The sequence below is a fragment of the Pectobacterium wasabiae CFBP 3304 genome, from assembly GCF_001742185.1.
In the GTDB taxonomy this organism is placed as follows: Bacteria; Pseudomonadota; Gammaproteobacteria; order Enterobacterales; family Enterobacteriaceae; genus Pectobacterium; species Pectobacterium wasabiae.
On the sequence record NZ_CP015750.1, the window covers coordinates 4407604 to 4429059 of the forward strand.

Sequence of the window (21456 nt, forward strand, 5' to 3'; positions counted from 1 at the left end):
TTGGTGTTTGATGCATCATAAATTTGGTTTAAAAAAAAGCTGAAGAAAATTTCAGCGAAAAAACCGTTCTTTCCCTTTCACCACTATATGCACACTAGTGTGGAGGTTTCGTGCGCCACAGTACTGTCATTTCATGCTACCTCGTAGCACGCGCCCGACACAGGGCGGCTCAATTGCCGTCGCCCTGTGACCCCTGGCTTCCGGCTAAATTATGCCGCTTCGCGGTACCATCGGTGTTCATGAGCACCATTCGAGCCGCCAGTGACGCGTTCCCTACGCGGCACAGGCTTTCGCGGCATCCATGCCGCTCACTCGGTGCTCACGCCCACCGCTGCATAATTTCCTACGCCAGATAACAGTAAAACCATCATAAACTGCGGCATTTGTGTGTAAGAGACTGAAATAAGATATCAATACACGCGAAATATAACTCAAACGCTGACTAGCCCCCACTCCGTAGACGCTCCGAACGGCGGCGTAGGATCTCCATTACGATCAGCAATACAAGCGCAGCACCGACCATCATCGTCGCGGCGGCGGCTATCGTTGGGTCGAGGTTTTCACGGATGCCGGCAAACATCTGTAGCGGCAGCGTGCGCTGACGCGGGCTGGCAAGAAATAGCGTGACGATCACTTCATCAAACGACGTCGCGAAGGCAAAGAGCGCTCCAGAGAATACCCCCGGCGCAATCAGCGGAAACGTCACCTTGCGAAAAGCCAGCAGCGGCGACGCGCCCAAGCTGGCAGCCGCGCGCGTCAGGTTGTGATCGTAGTTCTTCAGTACCGCCGTGACCGTAATCACGACGAACGGCACGCCTAGCATCGCATGGGCCAATACCAGCCCTACATAGCTATTCAGCAGCGACAGTTTGGCGAAGAAGAAAAACATCCCGACCGCGACAATCACCACCGGCGCAATCATTGGTGAAATCAGTACCGCCATCACCAGCGATTTGCCACGAAACTCACCGCGCACCAGTCCGACTGACGCTAATACGCCGAGCACCGTTGCCAACAGCGTCGCCAGCGGTGCAATCAGCAAACTGTTACCCAGCGCCCCCAGCCACTCGCTAGAGTTGAAAAACTCACGATACCAGCGCAGAGAAAATCCCGTCAACGGATAGCTCAGAAATGACCCCGCATTAAACGAGAGCGGAACAATCACCAACACCGGGACGATTAAAAACAACAGCATCGCCGCCCCGTAGAAATTAAAGAACGTATTCCACAGACGGATACCCACTTCACCCTGCTGTCTCATTTGTTATCTCCCAGAATAAGGTTATGGATATCGTACTTAATGCGCTGCCGCTTCCGCATTGGTGCGCGTCACACGGATGTACACCACGTACAACAGCGTCACGATGATCAGCAACTGCGTACCTAATGCCGCCGCCATTCCCCAGTTCATGGTGGTATTAGTGAAAAACGCAACAAAGTAGCTCAGCATCTGGTCACTTGGTCCGCCCAACAGTGCAGGCGTAATGTAGTAGCCAATCGCCATCATGAAGACCAACAACGCCCCCGCCGTCACGCCCGCATACGTTTGTGGCACGTAAACCCGCCAAAACGCGATAAACGGATGCGCACCCAGCGAGATCGCCGCACGCACATAGTTCGGGGATATGCCTTTCATCACCGCGTATAAAGGCAAAATGAAGAACGGCAGTAAGATATGGGTCATCGAGATATAGACACCGATGCGGTTGAACACCAGTACCAGCGGTTCGTCGATAATGCCAATGCTAATCAGCGAACGGTTGATCAATCCACCGGACTGTAACAACACAATCCAGCTTGCCGTCCGCACAATCAGCGATGTCCAGAACGGCAGCAAGACCAAAATCAACAACAGGTTGGCGCGATTAGACGGCTGTTTTGCCAGCCAGTACGCCAGCGGATACCCTAGCCCCACGCACAGCAGCGTCACCACACCCGCCATCAGCAATGTACGCAGCAGCACGTCCACATACAGTGACTGATCGGCAGGCTGCGGGACGATTTGTTGGGTAGTAGCATCGACTTTATGGTCAAACACCGCCAATAGGTAATAGCTGGTGAAAGGTCGTGCGGCGCGATCGAACGTTTGCCAGGTAGACAACGATCCCCACATCGGCTGTTCACGTATCAGTTGATCACGCATGTCGCTGCTGCCCTCCGCGGGCAGCTTACGCAATGTGCGGGTAATCAACGTGCGATATTCCGCCCCTTCATACCCCAACCGTTTGGCGATCGTGCTCAGTTTGCCGCTGCTGCGGGCATCGCGCAGATCGCCGACCAGCGCCCGAAATACCGCCTCATCCGGTACATCGTTGCCCGGCCAAAGCCGCATCGCGGCAATGGTCTGCGGCATGTTGTCGCGCAATTCCGGATTGGAGACGCTTTTCCCCAAAATCGAGGTGATCGGGAACAAAAAACTCACCACGATAAACAGAAACAGCGGTGCAATCAGCAGCAGAGAACGTTTCTTATAGGCTTTCTGCGCGATCCACAGTTGCTGTTTCAGTGTCGCATTTCCCTCGCTCCCGCCAGGCGGTGCAGAGGCGACGATTTCGCTCTGGGACATAGGCACTTTCTCCATCATCACGTGCGGTAAATCACTGCGGCCTTATTGGGCGGCCCAGGCGTTAAAGCGTTGTTCCAGCTCTTCACCGTGGTCGATCCAAAACTCTGTGTCTACTTGCAAGGCCTGTGCCAGATTATCTGGGGCAGTTGGTAGATTGGCAGCAACAGCCGGAGTCAGCAGGCTGGTGGTCTTAATGTGTGTCGGGCCATAAGGAATGTTCTCGGCGAACACCTTCTGGTTTTCCGGTTGGTTAGCAAAGGCAATAAACTGCTCCGCCAGCGCTTTGTGTTTGGAGCCTTTGACGATCGCCCAGCTATCCAGATCGTAAATACTGTCGGCCCAGACAATCTTGAAGTCATGCCCTTCTTTCTGCGCCGCTGCGACGCGACCATTATAGGCAGAGGTCATTACCACATCGCCGGATACCAGCCATTGCAGCGGTTGTGCGCCAGACTCCCACCACTGAATATTCGATTTGAGCTGACTCAGTTTCTTAAACGCGCGATCGACACCCTCTGGCGTCGCCAGCACCGTGTAGAGATCGTCACGCTTCACGCCATCGGCCAGCAGCGCAATTTCCAAGGTGAATTTGGCGCTTTTACGCAGTGCGCGCTTGCCGGGGTAATCTTTCACATTCCAGAAATCGGCCCAGCTCTTTGGTGCTTGCTTGAGTTTTTGCGCGTTATACGTCAATACCGTTGACCACAGGAAGATCCCCGCGCCGCATTCAGTGACCGCACCTTTGACAAACTGAGATTGATCGCCCAATTTTGACCAGTCCAGCGGTTCGAACAGGCCTTCGCTACAGCCACGCATCAATTCAGGGCCCTCGACTTCCACGACGTCCCAACCTACCTGCCCGGTTTCTACCATTGCCCGAATACGTGCCATTTCACCGTTGTACTCACCGGCTTCTACCGTACCTTTGCCCGCCGCAGCGAATGGTTTGTAAAACGCCTTATCCTGCGCATCTTTGTTCAAACCGCCAAATGAGATCACCGTGACAGATTCCGCCTGCGCCTGACAGGCCATCGTCACCAGGAAAACCGTGGCCGCTATTCTCTTCAGTACCGGACGATTGAAGAGACCTTTCGTTTTGGCGTTGCTGCTAAGTTTGGACATAGGCGTGAATATAGATATGGGCTTGAATATAGACATGGGTTTGAATATAGACATGGGTTTGAATATAGACATGGGTTTGAATATAGACATGGGTTTGAATATAGACATGGGTTTGAATATAGACATAGTTTCGCTCCTGGAGTGGTAGTCAACGTAACGGTCAAATGCGTATCACTATTTTGCATACTCTATTTTCGTGCGCTGCACTTTTGATGCATCATGTATCAGCATAATTATGCAAAAAGATAGGAGCATAAACTGTGCCAATGCAGAAATTTTATTGATGTTTTACTAAAGCGGCGGCGGGAACGGTGATGAGAAACAACAAGGCTGTACGGTCAGCGTTTTGCCCCTGTTGTATTTCGCCATTTTTGCCATGTCGTGGTGCAAGCCCATCTTGCCTTGCACCACCCAGACGCATTGCGCGTCTGTCGCACGCGAGCCGACATTGACTGCCGACACACGCTTCTTACCGACTATCGGGATGAAAACCTTATCGGGAAAGATCGACGCAAAGGTATTTCATTTCCAGATAGTCTTCGATACCGAAACGTGACCCTTCACGTCCCAGCCCGGACTGCTTCACTCCGCCAAACGGCGCAACTTCATTCGAAATCAGCCCGGTATTGATGCCAACCATGCCGTAATCCAGCGCTTCCGGCACCGTCCACTGACGCACCGCATCGCGCGTGTAGATATAGGCAGCCAGCCCAAACTCGGTATCGTTCGCCATCGCAATCACCTCGGCTTCATCGCTGAAGCGGAACAGCGGTGCCACTGGCCCGAACGTCTCTTCACGGGCGAAACGCATCTCGCGGGTCACATCACCGATAATGCTTGGCGTGAAGAATGTGCCACCTCGCTCGTGGCGCTTGCCGCCCAGCAGTAGCGTCGCCCCGTGTGATAACGCATCGGCAATGTGCTGCTCGACTTTGCTAACCGCATCGGCATCAATCAGCGGCCCCTGTGTGACACCCGGCTGCGTACCGTCGCCCACGTTTAACTTACTCACTTCCTCGATCAACCGTTCTACCAGCGTTGGGTAAATCCCGTTCTGCACATAGATTCGGTTAGCACAGACGCAGGTCTGCCCGCTGTTACGGAACTTGGAGGCCAGAATGCCTTTCACCGCCTGATCCACATCGGCATCATCGAACACGATAAACGGCGCATTACCGCCCAACTCCAACGACAGTTTTTTCACCGTCGGCGCACTCTGCGCCATCAGGATACGACCGACTTCCGTGGAGCCGGTGAAGCTCAGCTTGCGCACCACTGAGCTATCGCACAACACCTTACCGACGGACTGTGCATCGCCGACAATCACCTGCAACACGCCGCGCGGAATACCCGCCTGCTGCGCCAGTTCAGCCAGCGCCAACGCGGTAAACGGCGTCTGCTCCGCAGGTTTAACGATCATCGTGCAGCCCGCCGCCAACGCGGGACCGACTTTACGGGTGATCATCGCTGCCGGGAAATTCCACGGCGTAATGGCGGCACACACGCCGATGGGTTGCTTAATCACCATCAAGCGCTGCTGCCCCTGCGGCGATTGCAGCACACTGCCTTCAATACGTTTGGCTTCTTCCGCAAACCAGTCGATAAAACTGGTGGCATAGGCAATTTCGCCGCGCGCTTCCGCCAGCGGTTTTCCCTGTTCCGCCGTCAGTAACGCAGCCAGATCGTCCTGATTGTCCATAATCAGACGCGCCCACGCCTGCAACAGCGCGGCTCGTTCTTTTCCCGTCTTCTTACGCCACTCAGCCAACGCCCGTTCCGCAGCAACAATCGCCTGCTCGGTTTGTGACACCGTCACGAGTGGCACCGTACCCAGCACCTCACCTGTCGCCGGATTGGTGACATTCAGGCGTTCACCGTTTTGGCTATCCTGCCACTCGCCGTCAATCAGGCAATGTTGACGGAATAATGTTTTTTGTTTCAGTGAAATAGCGGTTTTCACTGAAGTAGAGGGTTTCAGTTGCATAGCTTCTCTTCTATCGTGTTAATACGCGCGTCAGGATGTTCATCGCCTTGCTGAACTGCTCATCAGGAACCGTCAGCGGATACAGGAAACGAATCACGTTGCCATGCACACCGCAGGTCAGCAGCAGTAAGCCCGCCTCTAACGCGCTTTTCTGAAATTGGCGGGTAATCTCTGCTGAGGGTTTACCCGTATTCGGATCGCTAAATTCAGCCGCGACCATCGATCCTTGTGCACGAATCGCCACCAGTGCCGGACACTGCGCTTTGACGTTCTCCAGCGTTTCGACCAGCGCGGCACCCAATCGCAGCGCCCGTTGGCATAATTTTTCTTCTTCAATCACATCCAATACCGCCAGCGCCGACGCGACCGACAGCGGGTTACCCGCATAGGTGCCGCCCAACCCGCCCGGCGATGGCGCATCCATCACCTCAGCACGACCGACCACGCCAGAGATCGGAAAACCACCACCCAGGCTTTTCGCCATAGTGATCAGATCTGCTTTCTCTGCGTAATACTCCATCGCAAACAGCTTACCGGTACGGGCAAAGCCAGTCTGCACCTCATCGGCAATCAACAGAATGCCATGCTCATCACACAGCTTGCGCAGCCCGCTGATAAAGGCAGGTGGCGCGACGTGGAATCCACCTTCGCCCTGTACCGGTTCCAGCAGAATCGCGGCGACCTGATCGGCGGCGATATCGGTATGCATCAGACGTTCGACGCTTTCCAGTGCCTGTTCAACGGTGATACCACTCTTTTCATTCGGGTAAAGCGCGTGAAAAATGGAACCGGGGAACGGGCCAAACCCCGTGGAATACGGTGCCACTTTGCCCGTCAGCGTCATAGTCAGCAGCGTGCGGCCGTGAAACGCAGCATTGAAGGCGATCACACCGGGGCGTTTGGTGTAAGCGCGAGCAATTTTCACCGCGTTTTCCACCGCTTCGGCTCCGGTGGTAAAGAACGTGGTTTTTGCCGCGCCTTGAATCGGTGCCAGCGCGTTAATACGCTCAGCCAACGTGACATAGCTGCCGTAAGGCACTATCTGATAAGCCGTATGGGTAAAACGCTCCAACTGTTCGCGCACCGCAGCGACAATTTTCGGGTGACGATGCCCGGTGTTCAGTACCGCAATCCCAGCGGCGAAATCGATAAACTCTCGTCCTTCAACATCCCACAGGGTGCTGTTTTCCGCACGCTCAGCATAGAAATCACACATGACGCCCACTCCACGCGGCGTGGCAGCCAGACGGCGTTGATTCAGTTCGCTATTCTTCATGATCGGCTCCGGTATCCTAAACACATCGGTTAGTCGTTGGATGATGACTACTAGTCTAGTTGCAAGATGATGATGTTATTTAGACGCGAGATGGTTCTATAATCCAGTGCCAGTTTTGAATATTTGAAGGATCCACTTTTGCGCTCACTTCTGACCGACTTATTGCTTCAGCGTTTAGCCAACCAACAGGACGGTGCGCTGAACAAGCGTTTGTACGACAGTATCCGACTGGCAATTCTCGATGGTGCCATTACCGCTGGCGATCGCCTGCCGTCGTCACGCGATCTGGCGCAGCAGTTGTCGCTGTCACGCAATACGGTGCTGACGGCTTATGAACAACTCCTGGCGGAAGGCTATATTGAAACACGCAAAGGGAGTGGAACCTTCGTCACGGAACAGTTACCCGATGGCAATATGCTGCCAGTGAACAGCAGTAATGCGGGGGAAATACGCGAGCCTACACATGAGCTTTCGCGTCGCGGTATGCATCTGCTGGGTTATGCCGGGGCTTCCATTCGCCAATGGGGAGCATTTATGCCCGGTATCCCCGATATCGCCAGCTTCCCGCATGATTTATGGCGGCGTATTCAGACGCGCCTGACACGGCGCGTTCGTCCTGAGCAACTGTCTTACTCGCCGATTGGCGGCTGTCCTGAACTCCAGTTGGCGCTGGTGGATTACCTGCGCGTCGCCCGTTCCGTCGAGTGTACGCCGGAACAGGTTCTGATTACCGAAGGCACCCATCAGGCGATGGATTTGCTGGCTAAAATGCTGTGCAACCCCGGCGATTTAGCATGGATTGAAGATCCTTGCTATTGGGGGATCCGCAATGTCCTGACGATTAACGGCCTGCGCGTTTCCCCTATCGATGTCGATGAACAGGGTCTGGCACCGCCGGAAACACTTTCGCCCGATACCGTGCCGCGTTTGATTTGCGTGACACCGTCACATCAATATCCGCTGGGTGCGGTGATGAGTTTGGCGCGTCGTCAACGGCTACTGGCACTGGCACAAGAGCACGACTGCTGGGTGGTGGAAGACGATTATGACAGCGAGTTCCGCTTTTCCGGCAGCCCGATCCCCGCACTGCAAGGGCTACAGACACAATCTCCGGTGATTTACATCGGCACATTCAGCAAAACGCTCTACCCCGGCCTGCGCGTCAGTTACATGGTACTGCCGCCGCTGCTGGCGCAGTCGCTCAAGACAGCGCATTCCGAACTCTATCGCGGCGGGCACTGGCTAACACAGGCTACGCTCGCACAGTTTATCCGCGAAGGACACTACGCCGCGCATATCCGCCGCATGCGTTTGCTGTATGCCAAACGGCGCGCGTTATTGACGTCGCTGATCGAACAGCATCTGGGCGCGGATTACGTCGGGGATAGCAGTAATGCGGGGCTACATATGCTGCTCAGCCTACCGCCCCACGTTGATGATGTCGTACTGAGCGCCGCGATCCTGCGCCGTGGTGTGATGGTCAAACCGCTTTCCAGCTACTACCTGCAACCAACGCCGCAGCGCGGTTTATTGCTGGGCTACGCCAGCGTCGAAGAACCTCAAATGGAGCAGGCTTTCGCTGTGATTGTGGCGTGTATTCAGGCACTGGATACCCACCATTCAGACGTCTGACAGCCCTCGTTTTCATTCGAGCCAATTCGCACCATTACGGTGCCATTTTCCCCTGCACGCCCCATAACTGCGCATCCGTTGTGATGATAAACCGCGTTTTAGCGCATTACCGCGCGGTGTTTTCTGTTCGTTCAGTATCCGGCATGGTTTATGCATTCTTATGAATAACAGTGACTGCCGGAGAGTGAAAAATGAGAAATTATGTCAGTTTCAGGAACGTTCAAAAGACCTACGACGGCGACCGCCTGATCGTCAAAAACCTGAATCTGGATATCCGCGAAGGTGAATTTCTGACCCTGCTAGGGCCATCCGGATCGGGAAAATCCACCAGTTTGATGATGCTCGCCGGATTTGAAACCCCCACACAGGGGGAAATCCTGCTGCGCGATGCGCCGTTGCACCATCTCCCGCCGCACCAGCGCAACATCGGTATGGTGTTTCAGAACTACGCTCTATTTCCGCACATGACCGTGGCGGAGAATCTGGCGTTCCCGCTGTCCATCCGCCGCCTGAACCGTGCCGATATCAAAGAGAAAGTCGATCGGGTATTAGACCGTGTGAAGCTCACCAGCCTGGCCGATCGCTACCCCGCCCAGATGTCCGGCGGTCAGCAACAGCGTGTGGCGCTGGCTCGCGCACTGGTCTTCGAACCGAAACTGGTGCTGATGGACGAACCACTGGGTGCGCTGGATAAGCAACTACGCGAACATATGCAACTGGAAATCAAAGAGCTGCATCAGTCGCTGGAATTAACCGTGGTATACGTCACCCATGATCAGAGCGAAGCGATGACGATGTCCAACCGCGTCGCCGTGTTTAACGACGGCGTGATTCAGCAAATGGACAGCCCGAGCGATATCTACGAAAAACCGGAAAATGCGTTTGTGGCGCAGTTTATTGGCGAAAACAATACGCTTATTGCCACGCGCGCCGAGGCCGAAGGCACGTTTTATCGGGCAACGCTGGACGATGGCACCTCGCTGCGGGCGCTGAAAGTTCGACCTAGTTCGCCGGGCCGTAAAATCACGCTCTGCATTCGCCCGGAACGTATTCACGTCAACGTAGCTCATACCGACGACACCATGCAGCATGTCAAAGCCCGCATTCAGCAGTTCATCTATCTGGGCGATCACGTCAGGATGATGACGGAAGTCGCAGGCCAGCCGCAGTTTATGGTGAAACTCCCCGCCAGCGAGATTCAACCGCACTGGAAAGCTGGCACTGAGGTCAACCTGTCATGGCAGCCGGAACACCTGCGCGCGCTGGATAGCATCATCACGCATTAATAGCCACGCACTAATGGCATCGAGGATAGGTAGGAAAGACCACCAGACAGGAAAATAAGAAAGAAAGCACGTTGCCCCTGAACAGGGGCAACGGATACCGAATTAATCTCGAATCTTGCGGTACACCCACAGCACGACAATCGCGCCGACAATCGCTACCACAAAACTGCCGAAGTTAAAGCCATCCACTCGGCCGAACCCAAAGAAAACGCTGATGTAGCCCCCCACAACCGCACCGACAATCCCAAGCAACACCGTCAGGATAAATCCGCCGCCGTCTTTACCGGGCATAATCCACTTAGCCAGAATCCCCGCAATCAAGCCAAAAATAATCCAGGACAGAATACCCATACTTACTCCTCGCGTTTTCATTTTCACCACACCCAGCTTGCAACTCGTTGGCAAGTCGGGCAGTTAAGCAAGTATAGGTGAGGATTGAGGAAGTGGTTGGTGGGGTGCTTCATGATGCAACACCGCGCATAACGTACTGCGGAATACAAAATTCGCTCACAGACATTCAGGGTCACAGTGCCTATGGGAAAATAACTCCGATGGCGATCTCAACTTCATTAATAAAAATCCAATTAACCATAAAATGCTTTATGCTCAATCCATTAAATGTATTTATCCGATTCAGATAAATTATTGAATCGATCGCAACACTGGGAAGATAAATGCCAGATGCACTACATGTCTTAGATGCTGGCGTAAGCGCGCTAAATAGCTGATCCTAATACCGCTACACTTTTGCGAGACCATGTTGACCGCCCGGGAACGGACTCCAACAGCCTTATTGGCTGACAGTAGCGAATAATGCTACACGATTCACACTTCCATGAAATCAATTGTAATAGTTTGCTAAAAATAAATTTAGTACTATTGTTTATTCGAGTGAAATACTCTAACTGTAAAATGGGAGATTAAAATGGGAAGGTCTAATACTATAGCTAATGAAGCGAGAAAGAATAAAGAATTCAATGAGTTTTTGGAGCAAAAAGATAAAGAGTTAGATGAAAGACTTAGACAGTTGAAAGAAGGAGTTAATTCATCTGTAGAAAAATATTACTCACAAAACGAATGGAATAATAAGCCAGTCCTTACATATGCGAAAAAAGATTGGCAAACCACATCTACTTGGAGCATGGATAATGTAGTTAATATAGTTAGAGAGATTGGCAAGGCGATCTCTGGAGGAGGAGCATCAGATTTACCAAGCGGGAATGAAACCCCTCCAGATCCAGCAACCGCTGAAAAAATAAAAGAAAATCAACCAGCCATAAAATCTAGTATTTCAAATATAGAAGAGACAGCAATTTCTCTTGTTTGTGGCATTATGCAGTCTTTTAAAGAAGTAAACTCTATCACTTCAACTCAAGTAGTTAGAGACTTGCCTCTAGGATATGGTTTACATTTATTCTTTGGCATGGAAGTGTCTGTTTATTCAAGAAAACAGTTCTTCCATAACGATTTTATCCAACAGTATTCCATGTTCTTTACTGTGAGATATTCTTTGGATGAACAAATATCTCAAACTAAGATGGATATTGCTAAAACACTTCAGTTTCAGATTGAGATCAACAATTCATTGAAAATTAAAAATTCTGAAGTTTTCGAAAAAAATGCTACTAAAGCGATTGAAGAGTCTAGCATTGACATGTATGAATCTGCCGAGCGTTTCCAAAAACTTGTCAATAAAAAGCTAGATGAAAGTAACGCTGAACTTCTCATTAAAATGAATGAATTGATTAAACTTCATGTTGCTCAAATGAAACTCGAGATGAACAGGAAATTAAAAATAGCATCTTCTTGATATTATTTCCATAGATATATAAATAAAGTCCATTGGGAGCCAAGTTGTGATTTGATGACATTTTACTATGTATGTAACCGAGCAGTTATGTATATGGAGCTTTGGAGTATACAAAACTGTTCTGAATTAATTTTGAGTGCTGGGATTGTATCGAACATGATTCTCGCATACGCTTCAGAAGCGTTACCAACCAGATAATAAATAGGTAATTAATGTAAATGTCGTCACATCATAACTTGGCTTCCAATAGTCCCATTCATAAGAAATTAGGCAATACGCAAGTAGCTAATAATTACAATATAGTTTAATAGCTTATTAATTATTTTTAAAAAATTAGTGAAATGTTAATCAAAAGGTATTAATTCATATTTAATGATTTAAAGTAAAATATCTTCAGTGGTAAAGGAAGTTTTAATTTTCTGCGTTAATGAAATGGATTCCTCCGTATATCGACTTCAGTGAACCATGCTGCAAGTGCAAACCAACAGCAAAATGAAGAGGTGCCCCATGGAGCAAATTATCGGAATTAATCTGGTAAAACAGATTTTCCAAGTACATATTGTTTCTGTACAGGGTGAGAAGAAAGCTAACAAAATGATGCCAGCGCTCTTGTTGAAGCTGATAGTCGCCTAAATAGCTGATCCTAATACCGCTACACTTTTGCGAGACCATGTTGACCGCCCGGGAACGGACTGGCTGTTTTCATAAAATGGCGAACCTTTTTCAGTAGTTGCCACATAGAACGGCACTGATGGTTTCGGGTTATCGTCTCATGCAGTGCCAGCCAGCGCTGCGTTTCATGGCTTTTATGAATGATGTAGTTATCCACGATCGGTGTGATGGTCTTAGCCCGCCGGTAACTCGCTCTCAGGTGCACCAACAGGCTGATAAACAACTTCGAGCTTTTACTGCTGCTGCCAACATAGCTGACCCGCCTGGTGCCGCTGTTTAGCGCACCGGCAAGGTAATATTTTTCATTCTGGCCGGGTGTGACCACCCGCTTTTGCTGACCGCGCAACTGCCAGTCAGCACCGATTTTGGGGTTAAGATAGATATCCACCTCATCTTCGTAAAAAACAGGATGTTCTGCACAACACCGAGCCAGTGCCGCGTTTATCGCTGCCATTTTTTCCGCCCGGTTGGGGTCACGGATACGCAGCGTTGGTGCGGCTCTGCGCCAGACCAGTCTGATCTTACCCAGTAATAGTGGACACGAGACTAAGTGAGTAAACTCTTAACCAGAGGTGACTCATATGACAAAACCAACGGCGACCAAAAAGCCCCGTAAACAACACACGCCGGAGTTCCGCCAGGAAGCCATCAAGCTTGCTGAACATATCGGCGTGGCCGCTGCAGCTCGCGAGCTCAGCCTGTACGAATCACAGCTCTACAACTGGCGCAGCAAACAGAAAAATCAGGCAACGTCCTCTGAGCGCGAGAGCGAACAGGCCGCTGAGATTGCTCGCCTCAAACGCCAGCTGGCTGAAAAGGCCGCGACATACTTCGCGAATCGCCTGAAATGAAGTATGTCTTCATCGAAAACCATCAGGCTGAGTTCAGTATTAAAGCCATGTGTCGGGTGCTGCGTGTGGCCCGCAGCGGCTGGTATGCATGGCGGAGCCGTTGCACAGTTATCAGTGCACGCCAGCGATTCCGGCAGGACTGCGACAGCCTGGTCAGTAACGCCTTCAGCCGGGCTAAACAGCGCTACGGAGCACCCCGCCTGGCAGAAGAGCTGCGTGCGCAGGGCCTGACATACAACGTGAAAACAATAGCCTCCAGCCTGCGGCGTCAGGGTCTGCGGGCAAAAGCTTCACGCCGGTTCAGTCCGGTCAGCTACCGTGAACACGGTCTGCCGGTCTCAGAAAACCTGCTGAAGCAGGATTTTAACGCCAGCGGCCCGAACCAGAAGTGGTCGGGAGACATCACGTACTTACGTACGGATGAAGGCTGGCTGTACCTGGCCGTGGTCATCGACCTCTGGTCGCGGGCTGTCATCGGCTGGTCGATGTCATCGCGGATGACGGCAAACCTGGCCTGCGATGCGCTTCAGATGGCGTTATGGCGGCGCAGGCGGCCAAAATACGTTATCGTTCATACGGATCGGGGCGGGCAATACTGCTCAGCGGACTATCAGGCCCTACTGAAGCGGCATAATCTACACGGGAGCATGAGTGCCAGAGGGAACTGCTTTGATAACGCCTGCGCGGAGAGCTTCTTCCACTCGCTGAAGGTGGAATGCATCCATGGAGAACGTTTTACCAGCCGTGAAATGATGCGGGCAACGGTGTTTAATTATATAGAGTGTGATTACAATCGCTGGCGTCGTCACAGTGCCTGCGGCGGCCTCAGCCCGGAACAGTTCGAAAACCAGACCCTCGCTTAGGGACGTGTCCACATTACGTGGGTAAGATCAATCCTGCCGCAGGCAACCAGCGGCGCACGGTAGAGGAATGTAGCTCGCAACCAGTTATCTTGTAAGCATCCCTGCAAAACGGACCATTCACTTTTAGAGATCTTCCGACATACTGACTATGTCCTTTGAGGAGATCACCATGCGCAAAACCCGATTCACCGAACACCAGATCATTGCCGTTCTGAAGTCCGTCGAAGCTGGACGTACAGTCAAAGATGTCTGTCGCGAAGCGGGAATATCCGAAGCCTCGTACTACAACTGGAAAGCGAAGTTTGGTGGGATGGAAGCCTCTGATATCAAAAAGATGAAAGACCTAGAGGACGAAAATCGTCGCCTGAAGCAGATGTTTGCCGACCTGAGTCTGGAATGCCGGGCGCTGAAAGACGTCATCGAAAAAAAGCTTTAAAACCAGCGATAAAACGTGAGCTCGTCAGCTATCTGACCGCGCAGTTTACGATGAGCATACGCCAGGCATGCAGGACGTTATCGCTGAGCAGGACGGTTTTTCGCTATCAACCGGACACGCGACGTGATGAACCGGTGATCCAGGCTTTGACTGAACTGGCTGAACGCTATCCCCGCTACGGCTTTAAGAAGCTTTTTCAGGTGCTTCGCAGGCAGGGGCATGTCTGGAATCACAAGCGGGTACACCGGATTTACCGCCTGCTGAAACTGAATTTTCGGCGTAAGGGTAAACAACGTCTGCCGGTGCGAAATCCGGCTCCGTTGGCCACGCCGGAAGCACTCAACCAGAGCTGGTCGATTGATTTTATGCACGATGCACTGACATGTGGGCGACATTTTCGGACTTTCAACGTCGTGGATGATTTTAACCGCGAGGCTCTGGCGATAGAAATTGACCTGAATATCCCGGCTCAGCGGGTCGTTCGGGTGCTGGACAGGATAGTAGCAAACCGCGGATATCCGCTGAAAATGCGGATGGATAACGGGCCAGAACTGATATCACTGGCTCTGGCACAATGGGCTGAAGACCACGGTGTGACGCTGGAATTTATAAAGCCAGGTAAGCCAACGCAGAACGCCTTTATTGAACGGTTTAACCGGACGTACCGGACAGAAATCCTGGATTTTTACCTGTTCAGAACGTTGAACGAAGCACGGGAAATCACGGAACGCTGGGTGACGGAATACAACAGCGAGCGGCCTCATGAATCCCTGAATAACCTGACGCCGGAAGAATATCGGCTGATGGCTGAGAGACCGGAAATCTCAAAAAGTGTGTGGAACTAAAACGGGTCTGCTTACAATCTAGTCCGCTTAATCGAACCGATTAATGACAGCGTTGCTAACTATTATCTTGTACAAGGATTTGAGGATATAACGGGAGGTAGTAAAGCAATACTGTGGCGATCTTCAGAAAATCTTCTTCAGTGGCTTCGTGAAGACATTCAGGTAGTAAACGACGACGTTGAAGGTGAGTGTTTTTTAGGCGATAATGAATTCAATCAGAACGAATTTAATGGGGGTGAAAATGGCAACTAACAGAAAAAAAACCTATGCTCAGCCTCTAACCAAAAAATAGTCATGACATTGATTTTGATGAGGTTAAAGTTGGATCGATTCATATGGGCAGTATAAAATACACACAGGAAGAGCTTGCTCGCATAACACCACGCGGGAAATGCATCACTGCGACTAAAGAAGAGATCTTTTCTATCGTATTAGCCTCTGCCAGAAGCACCAAGCGCCAGGAAGACCCTATAATTGAAGCAATTGGCTCAATTTATAAACCTGCTAAATAACGTTTAATGGTCGCATATCTTTCTTTATTTGCGACCATTTTGCCAAACTATGTCCAAAGATAAAAATTGAACCTGAGCTCCCGCCCCCCTACTTCGCATACAAATACACCGACGCCCGTGATACGCCGAGGTGTTGTGCGATGGTCTCCATGGATTTTTTGACTTCCAGCAGGCCGCTGTCTTTCAGTTCCTGAAGCAGGATTTTTCTGTCCTGCGCTTTTAGCGCTCGTGGCGTAGTGGCAAGCCGGGCGGCGAAGTGATCGATGTGTTGTCTGATCGCCGCGGCACCATTTGGCTCTAAATGCTCCGTTACGGAGTCCGAAGCAAGCTGGGTGAACTGCGCCAGCGCATTCTGCATGCCGCGAAAGAGCGTCATGTCGACATTCAGGCACAGCGCGGCGACATAGTCGCCTTCCGCATTTTTGATGCCGACCGAAGTGCTTTTTACCGGACGCCCATCCGCAAACTGGTTGGCGTAGTTCGCCAAAATATTAGGAAATTCAGGGGAGGCGATGCGGGCAAGGCCCAGCTCCGTCGCGGGCGCCCCCACCTCCCTGCCGGAAAGGTTATTGTGAATGGAAAGTATCGCGTGTTCCGGGTTCTTCAGATCGTGCACGACCACTTCACAGAATGGCGCGAACGTCTCACTCAACCCTTTCGCTATAGCATCTAACTGCGTCAGCAGCAGACCTTCCCCAGATGCAGACATATTCCTCTCCAATACCAATATCGACGCAAGCGCGTTTTCTGGCGCTGAGTGTACTGTAAGTACACCTGCTTTAGTACCACACGCGACTCTCGTCTTGCCCTGTGAAGCGTATGCGTTTCGCCCCTTTTTAGCAGCACACGATGCGTTTCACTTAGGCTGAGAATCTAAAGATAAATCACATTAGACAATTTATCTAATTTTATATATTTTGTTTATCATGAATTCGACAACATCGGGGACAACAGCCTCGGTATTCACAATCACTAACAGCGGGTTTTTAGATATGAGCGATTTACGTCTCCCAACCTTCGACGATGTGGTAGCAGCAGCGGAACGTCTTGATGGCTATGCCAATAAAACGCCAGTCATGACATCACGCACGGTTAATGACGCGTTCGCCGCAGAGGTTTTCTTTAAGTGTGAAAACTTTCAGCGTATGGGCGCATTTAAGTTTCGCGGTGCCATGAACGCGCTGTTGCAGTTCTCCGACGAGCAGAAAACCGCAGGCGTTGTTACCTTTTCTTCCGGTAACCATGCGCAGGCCATCGCGCTTTCCGCCAAATTACTCGGCATTCCGTCAACGATTGTTATGCCGCACGATGCACCAGCGGCAAAGGTCGCCGCAACACGCGGCTATGGCGGGAACGTGGTGGAATACAATCGATATACCGAAGATCGTGAGCAGATCGGCAGAGATCTGGCCGAAAAACAGGGTCTGACGCTTATTCCCCCTTACGACCACCCTCATGTCATTGCTGGACAAGGCACGGCCGTGAAAGAGCTGCTGGAAGAAACCGGTGAGTTGGACGCCCTGTTCGTCTGTCTGGGCGGCGGCGGGTTGTTGGCGGGCTCCGCACTTTCTGCTCGTCACTTGTCTCCACGCTGTAAAATTTATGGCGTCGAGCCTCTCGCGGGCAACGATGGGCAGCAATCTTTCCGCAGCGGCAACATTGTGCATATCGATACGCCCAAAACCATCGCCGATGGCGCACAGACCCAGCACCTAGGTAACTACACCTTTCCTCTGATTCACCAGAACGTCGACGATATTCTAACCGTAACGGATGACGACCTGATTGATGCCATGCAGTTTTACGCCGAACGCATGAAGATTGTCGTGGAGCCGACCGGGTGCCTTAGCTTCGCGGCAGCACGCAATCTTAGGGAATCGCTACGCGGTAAACGCATCGGTATTATTATCAGCGGTGGGAATGTCGATATCAGCCGCTACGGCGCATTTCTTTCCGGCAACGCCTAAGGGAAAAATGATGATCTTTATTTCTGAAGCGGAATCGGCGGCACTCATCAGTTATGAGCTGGCTTATGATGCCATTCGTGAAGCCCTGCTCGCCGCCAGCAAACCCGAAGCACGCAGTTTTCCGGTGGTACACGGACAAGGTTCCGATGCGGGCAACACATTCAGCATCAAAGCCTCTGCAACCCGCGAGCTTGCGGGGCTAAAAGTGGGCTCATTCTGGCCGGGGAATCCCGCTAACGGTCTGCCCCGCCATAATTCCCTTATTCTGCTGTTCGATCAGCAAATCGGGAAAATAGCGGCGGCCATAGAAGCCGGAAAAGTTAACGCCTTTCGTACCGCTGCCGCCGATGCCGTCGCCGCCGATTTGCTGGCAAGGCCGGATTCCTCTGTTCTGGCGGTGTTCGGCACCGGTCATCAGGCTCGTTACGAATGCGCTGCACTGGCAAGAATACGCCCCATCCGTACCGTGCTGATTGTCGGGCGTGATAGCCGCAAATCCGCAGAGATGGCGCAAGAATTCGACGCTGCCGGGTTGGATGCACAAGTCAGCGATGCCGAAACTGCGTGCCGCGCAGCGGATATCATCGTGACCGCAACACCATCACGCGCGCCGCTGTTTAACGCCGAGTGGGTCAAGGCAGGAACGCACGTCGTCAGCATGGGATCGGACGCCACGGGCAAACAGGAACTGCCGCCAGAGCTGTTTACTGCGGGCCGCCTGTTTTGCGATCTGCCCTCTCAGTCCAGAGCCATCGGTGAATTTCAACACGCACCAGCCCAGGTGGCGCTGACCGCCATTGGCGACGTAATTAACGCGAGCGCAGCGGGACGGCAGACGCCGGACGACATCACCATTTTTGATAGTTCTGGCTTATCCATTCAGGACTTGTATATCGGCCAACGTATTCTTGCCGCCTGGCAAACAGCGAAACAAAATGGAGGCATACAATGAGTAACGCCGAGTGGCTTAACACGCTGGAAACGCCCTTTTTGCTGATTGATGAATTCCGTTTCCAACGCAATATCGACAGGCTTTATCAACGTACCGAAAATCTGGGTAGCCAGATTCGGCCGCATCTCAAAACGCTACGTTCGATTGAAGCGGGTCGCTATCTACTCAAAGACTCCACCTCACCAGCGACGGTTTCGACGCTGGCAGAAGCGGAAGCCTTTGCCGCAGCGGGTTATACCAACCTACTCTACGCCGTGGGGATCGCCCCACACAAGCTGCCGCGTATTGCTAACCTGATCCGCAAAGGTGTGGACCTCCATATTCTGTTGGATGGCGCAGAACAGGCGCGGGCGGTAACCGATTTTGCACGCGCCAATAACGTGACGTTTTCGGTATTTATCGAGATCGATTGTGACGGACATCGCGGCGGTATTCCGCCGGAAAGCAATGCGCTGCTTGAACTAGCGAGACAGATCGACGGCAACGGGGCGACACTCACCGGCCTGCTGGCTCATGCGGGAGAATCGTATGCCTGCCGCACGGACGAAGCGATCAGAGCCGCCGCGCGTGCCGAGTGCGCAGCCATCAATACCGCCGGACAGCGTGTGCGAGCGCTGGGAATTGCTTGCCCTGTACTCAGCGTGGGTGCAACACCGACTGCGCACTTTGCCGAAGACTTAACCGGCGTTACCGAAGTCAGAGCGGGCGTGTTCACCACGTTCGATCTGGTGATGAAAAATGTCGGGGTTTGTTCGCTGGATGATATTGCCCTCTCGGTTGTTAGCACAGTGATTGGGCACAACCGTGAAAAAGGCTGGGTATTTATTGATGCAGGTTGGATGGCGCTCTCCCGCGATCGCGGTACGGCCTCTCAGGCGAAAGATTACGGTTACGGGCTGGTTTGCGACCTGCACGGCACCCCTTACAGCGATCTCTGTGTGACCATCACCAATCAGGAACACGGCATTATTGCGCTACCCACCGACCGTGGGTTTTCGGTCGATAATTTCCCCGTCGGCACGCGATTGCGGATATTACCTAACCACGCCTGTGCGACAGCCGCAATGCATCAACACTATCAAGTGCTGAAATCGCACAGGCATGAGCAGGAAACCTGGCAGCGCATTATCGGATGGTAAATGTCATAGTCATACCGCCCGATCTGAACGCATCGGGCGGTAATTTTCGCAGCGAATTAGTTTGTCTCTTTAGGTACAGCACGCCCAGCGTGACTTTCCAACGCTCGCAACAGCGTGGCGAGATTGGCATCCAGTGCAGCCAGCACATCCGCAGGTAGCGCAGATAGCACCTGCCGCTCGTTCTCAATATGCGCTTCGACGGCGCGATTAATCAGCTCAAGCCCCGTGCGGGTCAGTTGCACAAGCGTACTACGTGCATCCTGTTCATTCTGCACACGTTCGATAAATTCCCGGGTTTCAAGGCGCTTGAGCCGGTGGGTCATCGTTCCTGACGTTACCATCAGCGTGGAGAAGAGTTCGGTCGGACTAAGGCAATGCGGTGCACCTGCACGTCGCAGCGTAGCCAACATATCAAACTCCCAACTGCTCAGATCGAACCTAGAAAAGCAGGATTCCAGACGCTGATCCATGAGCACAGCACATCGTCTGAGGCGTCCAATCGGCCCCATCGGGCTGGCATCCAGATCGGGTCGCTCGCGCCGCCACTGTTCAAGGATGGCATCTACCGCATCGTAGTCACGCTCGCTGGTTTGACTTTTCATTTATCTTGACTTCAAGCTAATTGATCAACACTATCATAGTATCTTGAATTAAAGGTAAAGTCATGAATACTCCATCCTCACCACACTATTGGCGTGACGTCATACTCACGGCATTGGCCCCCGCGATTTGGGGCTCCACTTATATTATTACAACGGAATTTCTGCCACCAGACCGGCCCTTCACCGCAGCACTTATCCGCGTACTGCCTGCGGGCCTGCTGCTACTTTTATTCACCCGTCGCTTTCCCGCCCGGCAAGACTGGTGGCGTGTAGTCGTACTCAGCGCCCTGAATATCGGGGTTTTTCAAGCGCTGCTGTTTGTTGCTGCTTATCGTTTACCGGGTGGATTGGCTGCGGTACTGAGCGCGATCCAGCCACTGTTGATCATGGTATTAGTCTGGGCCGTGGATCATCGAACGCCCAGACAGGCCACGCTGTGGTCGGCGGTCATCGGCGTGATTGGCATGGCCACGTTGCTGCTGTCGCCACAGACGACATTTGAACCGGTGGGGATCGCCGCCGCGCTGTTGGGTGCGATGTGCATGGCGATGGGCGTCTGGCTGACGCGTCGCTGGCAGCTTGATCTGCCCGTGCTACCGCTTACTGGCTGGCAACTCTTCATCGGCGGATTAATGCTGGCGCCCGTTGCGTGGCTAGCAGATGCCCCGCTGCCTGCGTTGACTCTATCGCAGTGGGCTGCCTACGCCTATCTCTGTCTTGCGGGTGCCGTGCTCGCTTATGGGCTCTGGTTTCGTGGCGTGACGCGCCTGCCGACCGTTGCCGTTGCATCATTGGGGTTATTGAGCCCGCTGACTGCCGTGGTGCTAGGTTGGGCGTTGCTTTCCCAGTCGATAACTGGCACGGCGTTCTTAGGTTTGGCTATCGTGCTCGCCAGCGTCTTCGCCGTGCAATGGACGACTTCACGAAGTAAATAATCAACT

16 protein-coding genes and 2 pseudogenes are annotated in these 21456 nt (G+C 52.4%); 9 read left to right on the forward strand and 9 right to left on the reverse strand.

Annotated features, from left to right (window positions below; genetic code table 11):
- Positions 1–442: 442 nt before the first annotated feature.
- The 5 genes from A7983_RS20065 to A7983_RS20085 form a co-directional block, all read right to left on the reverse strand.
- On the reverse strand, positions 443–1261 hold the full coding sequence (locus A7983_RS20065; RefSeq protein WP_005972225.1) for an ABC transporter permease: 819 nt from the start codon (positions 1259–1261) through the stop codon (positions 443–445).
- A 36-nt stretch (positions 1262–1297) separates the two neighbouring features.
- A complete protein-coding gene (locus A7983_RS20070) occupies positions 1298–2566 on the reverse strand; it encodes an ABC transporter permease (protein WP_005972227.1) in 1269 nt (422 codons plus the stop codon).
- Positions 2567–2608: 42 nt separating this feature from the next.
- Positions 2609–3688 (reverse strand): ABC transporter substrate-binding protein, encoded by a 1080-nt coding sequence (locus A7983_RS20075; protein WP_039478538.1) that lies wholly within the window; start codon positions 3686–3688, stop codon positions 2609–2611.
- A 493-nt stretch (positions 3689–4181) separates the two neighbouring features.
- A complete protein-coding gene (locus tag A7983_RS20080) occupies positions 4182–5672 on the reverse strand; it encodes an NAD-dependent succinate-semialdehyde dehydrogenase (protein WP_005972231.1) in 1491 nt (496 codons plus the stop codon).
- Positions 5673–5682: 10 nt separating this feature from the next.
- Entirely contained in the window at positions 5683–6948 is a 1266-nt protein-coding gene (locus tag A7983_RS20085; protein WP_005972233.1) for a 4-aminobutyrate--2-oxoglutarate transaminase, read from the reverse strand.
- Between the two features lie 138 nt (positions 6949–7086).
- On the opposite strand from A7983_RS20085, the gene pdxR reads away from it, so the two are divergent.
- Together pdxR and A7983_RS20095 are read left to right on the forward strand one after the other, a co-directional pair.
- A complete protein-coding gene (gene pdxR, locus A7983_RS20090) occupies positions 7087–8580 on the forward strand; it encodes a MocR-like pyridoxine biosynthesis transcription factor PdxR (RefSeq protein ID WP_005972236.1) in 1494 nt (497 codons plus the stop codon).
- 191 nt (positions 8581–8771) lie between these two features.
- Positions 8772–9866, forward strand: a complete 1095-nt coding sequence (locus tag A7983_RS20095) for an ABC transporter ATP-binding protein (RefSeq protein WP_005972241.1) — start codon at positions 8772–8774, stop codon at positions 9864–9866.
- Positions 9867–9968: 102 nt separating this feature from the next.
- Here the strand turns inward: A7983_RS20095 and A7983_RS20100 are convergent, their stop codons facing one another.
- The gene (locus tag A7983_RS20100; protein WP_005972245.1) at positions 9969–10217 is read right to left on the reverse strand and encodes a GlsB/YeaQ/YmgE family stress response membrane protein; all 249 of its coding nucleotides are present in this window, start codon (positions 10215–10217) and stop codon (positions 9969–9971) included.
- 574 nt (positions 10218–10791) lie between these two features.
- Between A7983_RS20100 and A7983_RS20105 the strand changes: the two genes are divergently transcribed.
- Positions 10792–11676, forward strand: coding sequence for a hypothetical protein (locus tag A7983_RS20105; RefSeq protein WP_005972248.1), 885 nt, complete (start codon positions 10792–10794; stop codon positions 11674–11676).
- A gap of 652 nt (positions 11677–12328) precedes the next feature.
- Here A7983_RS20105 and A7983_RS20110 read toward each other — a convergent pair.
- A pseudogene (locus A7983_RS20110) lies at positions 12329–12880 on the reverse strand (transposase); the annotation flags it as partial.
- A 49-nt stretch (positions 12881–12929) separates the two neighbouring features.
- Here A7983_RS20110 and A7983_RS20120 point away from each other — a divergent pair.
- Both A7983_RS20120 and A7983_RS20130 read left to right on the forward strand, forming a co-directional pair.
- Positions 12930–14062 (forward strand): annotated as a pseudogene (locus tag A7983_RS20120) (IS3 family transposase).
- 169 nt (positions 14063–14231) lie between these two features.
- A protein-coding gene (locus A7983_RS20130) for an IS3 family transposase (RefSeq protein WP_086002473.1) occupies positions 14232–15343 on the forward strand; the annotation gives its coding sequence in 2 pieces (ribosomal slippage) (positions 14232–14493 and positions 14493–15343; 1113 coding nt in all).
- Between the two features lie 600 nt (positions 15344–15943).
- On the opposite strand, the gene A7983_RS20140 is transcribed toward A7983_RS20130, so the two are convergent.
- Positions 15944–16564, reverse strand: a complete 621-nt coding sequence (locus A7983_RS20140; protein ID WP_005972267.1) for a helix-turn-helix transcriptional regulator — start codon at positions 16562–16564, stop codon at positions 15944–15946.
- A gap of 283 nt (positions 16565–16847) precedes the next feature.
- Here A7983_RS20140 and A7983_RS20145 point away from each other — a divergent pair, with 283 nt between their 5' ends.
- Genes A7983_RS20145 through A7983_RS20155 form a run of 3 tightly spaced genes read left to right on the forward strand, consistent with a single transcriptional unit; the run spans position 16848 to position 19913 of the window.
- Positions 16848–17822 carry a threo-3-hydroxy-L-aspartate ammonia-lyase gene (locus A7983_RS20145; protein ID WP_039478530.1) on the forward strand — a complete coding sequence of 325 codons (975 nt, stop codon included), beginning with the start codon at positions 16848–16850 and terminating at the stop codon, positions 17820–17822.
- Positions 17823–17832: 10 nt separating this feature from the next.
- Positions 17833–18774, forward strand: a complete 942-nt coding sequence (locus A7983_RS20150) for an ornithine cyclodeaminase family protein (RefSeq protein ID WP_039478526.1) — start codon at positions 17833–17835, stop codon at positions 18772–18774.
- The gene (locus tag A7983_RS20155; protein ID WP_005972272.1) at positions 18771–19913 is read left to right on the forward strand and encodes a DSD1 family PLP-dependent enzyme; all 1143 of its coding nucleotides are present in this window, start codon (positions 18771–18773) and stop codon (positions 19911–19913) included. Before A7983_RS20150 ends, A7983_RS20155 begins: the two co-directional genes overlap by 4 nt.
- A gap of 56 nt (positions 19914–19969) precedes the next feature.
- On the opposite strand, the gene A7983_RS20160 is transcribed toward A7983_RS20155, so the two are convergent.
- Complete coding sequence (locus A7983_RS20160; RefSeq protein WP_005972275.1) at positions 19970–20515, reverse strand: MarR family winged helix-turn-helix transcriptional regulator; 546 nt, start codon at positions 20513–20515, stop codon at positions 19970–19972.
- A gap of 62 nt (positions 20516–20577) precedes the next feature.
- On the opposite strand from A7983_RS20160, the gene A7983_RS20165 reads away from it, so the two are divergent.
- A complete protein-coding gene (locus A7983_RS20165) occupies positions 20578–21450 on the forward strand; it encodes an EamA family transporter (protein ID WP_005972278.1) in 873 nt (290 codons plus the stop codon).
- Positions 21451–21456: the final 6 nt, after the last annotated feature.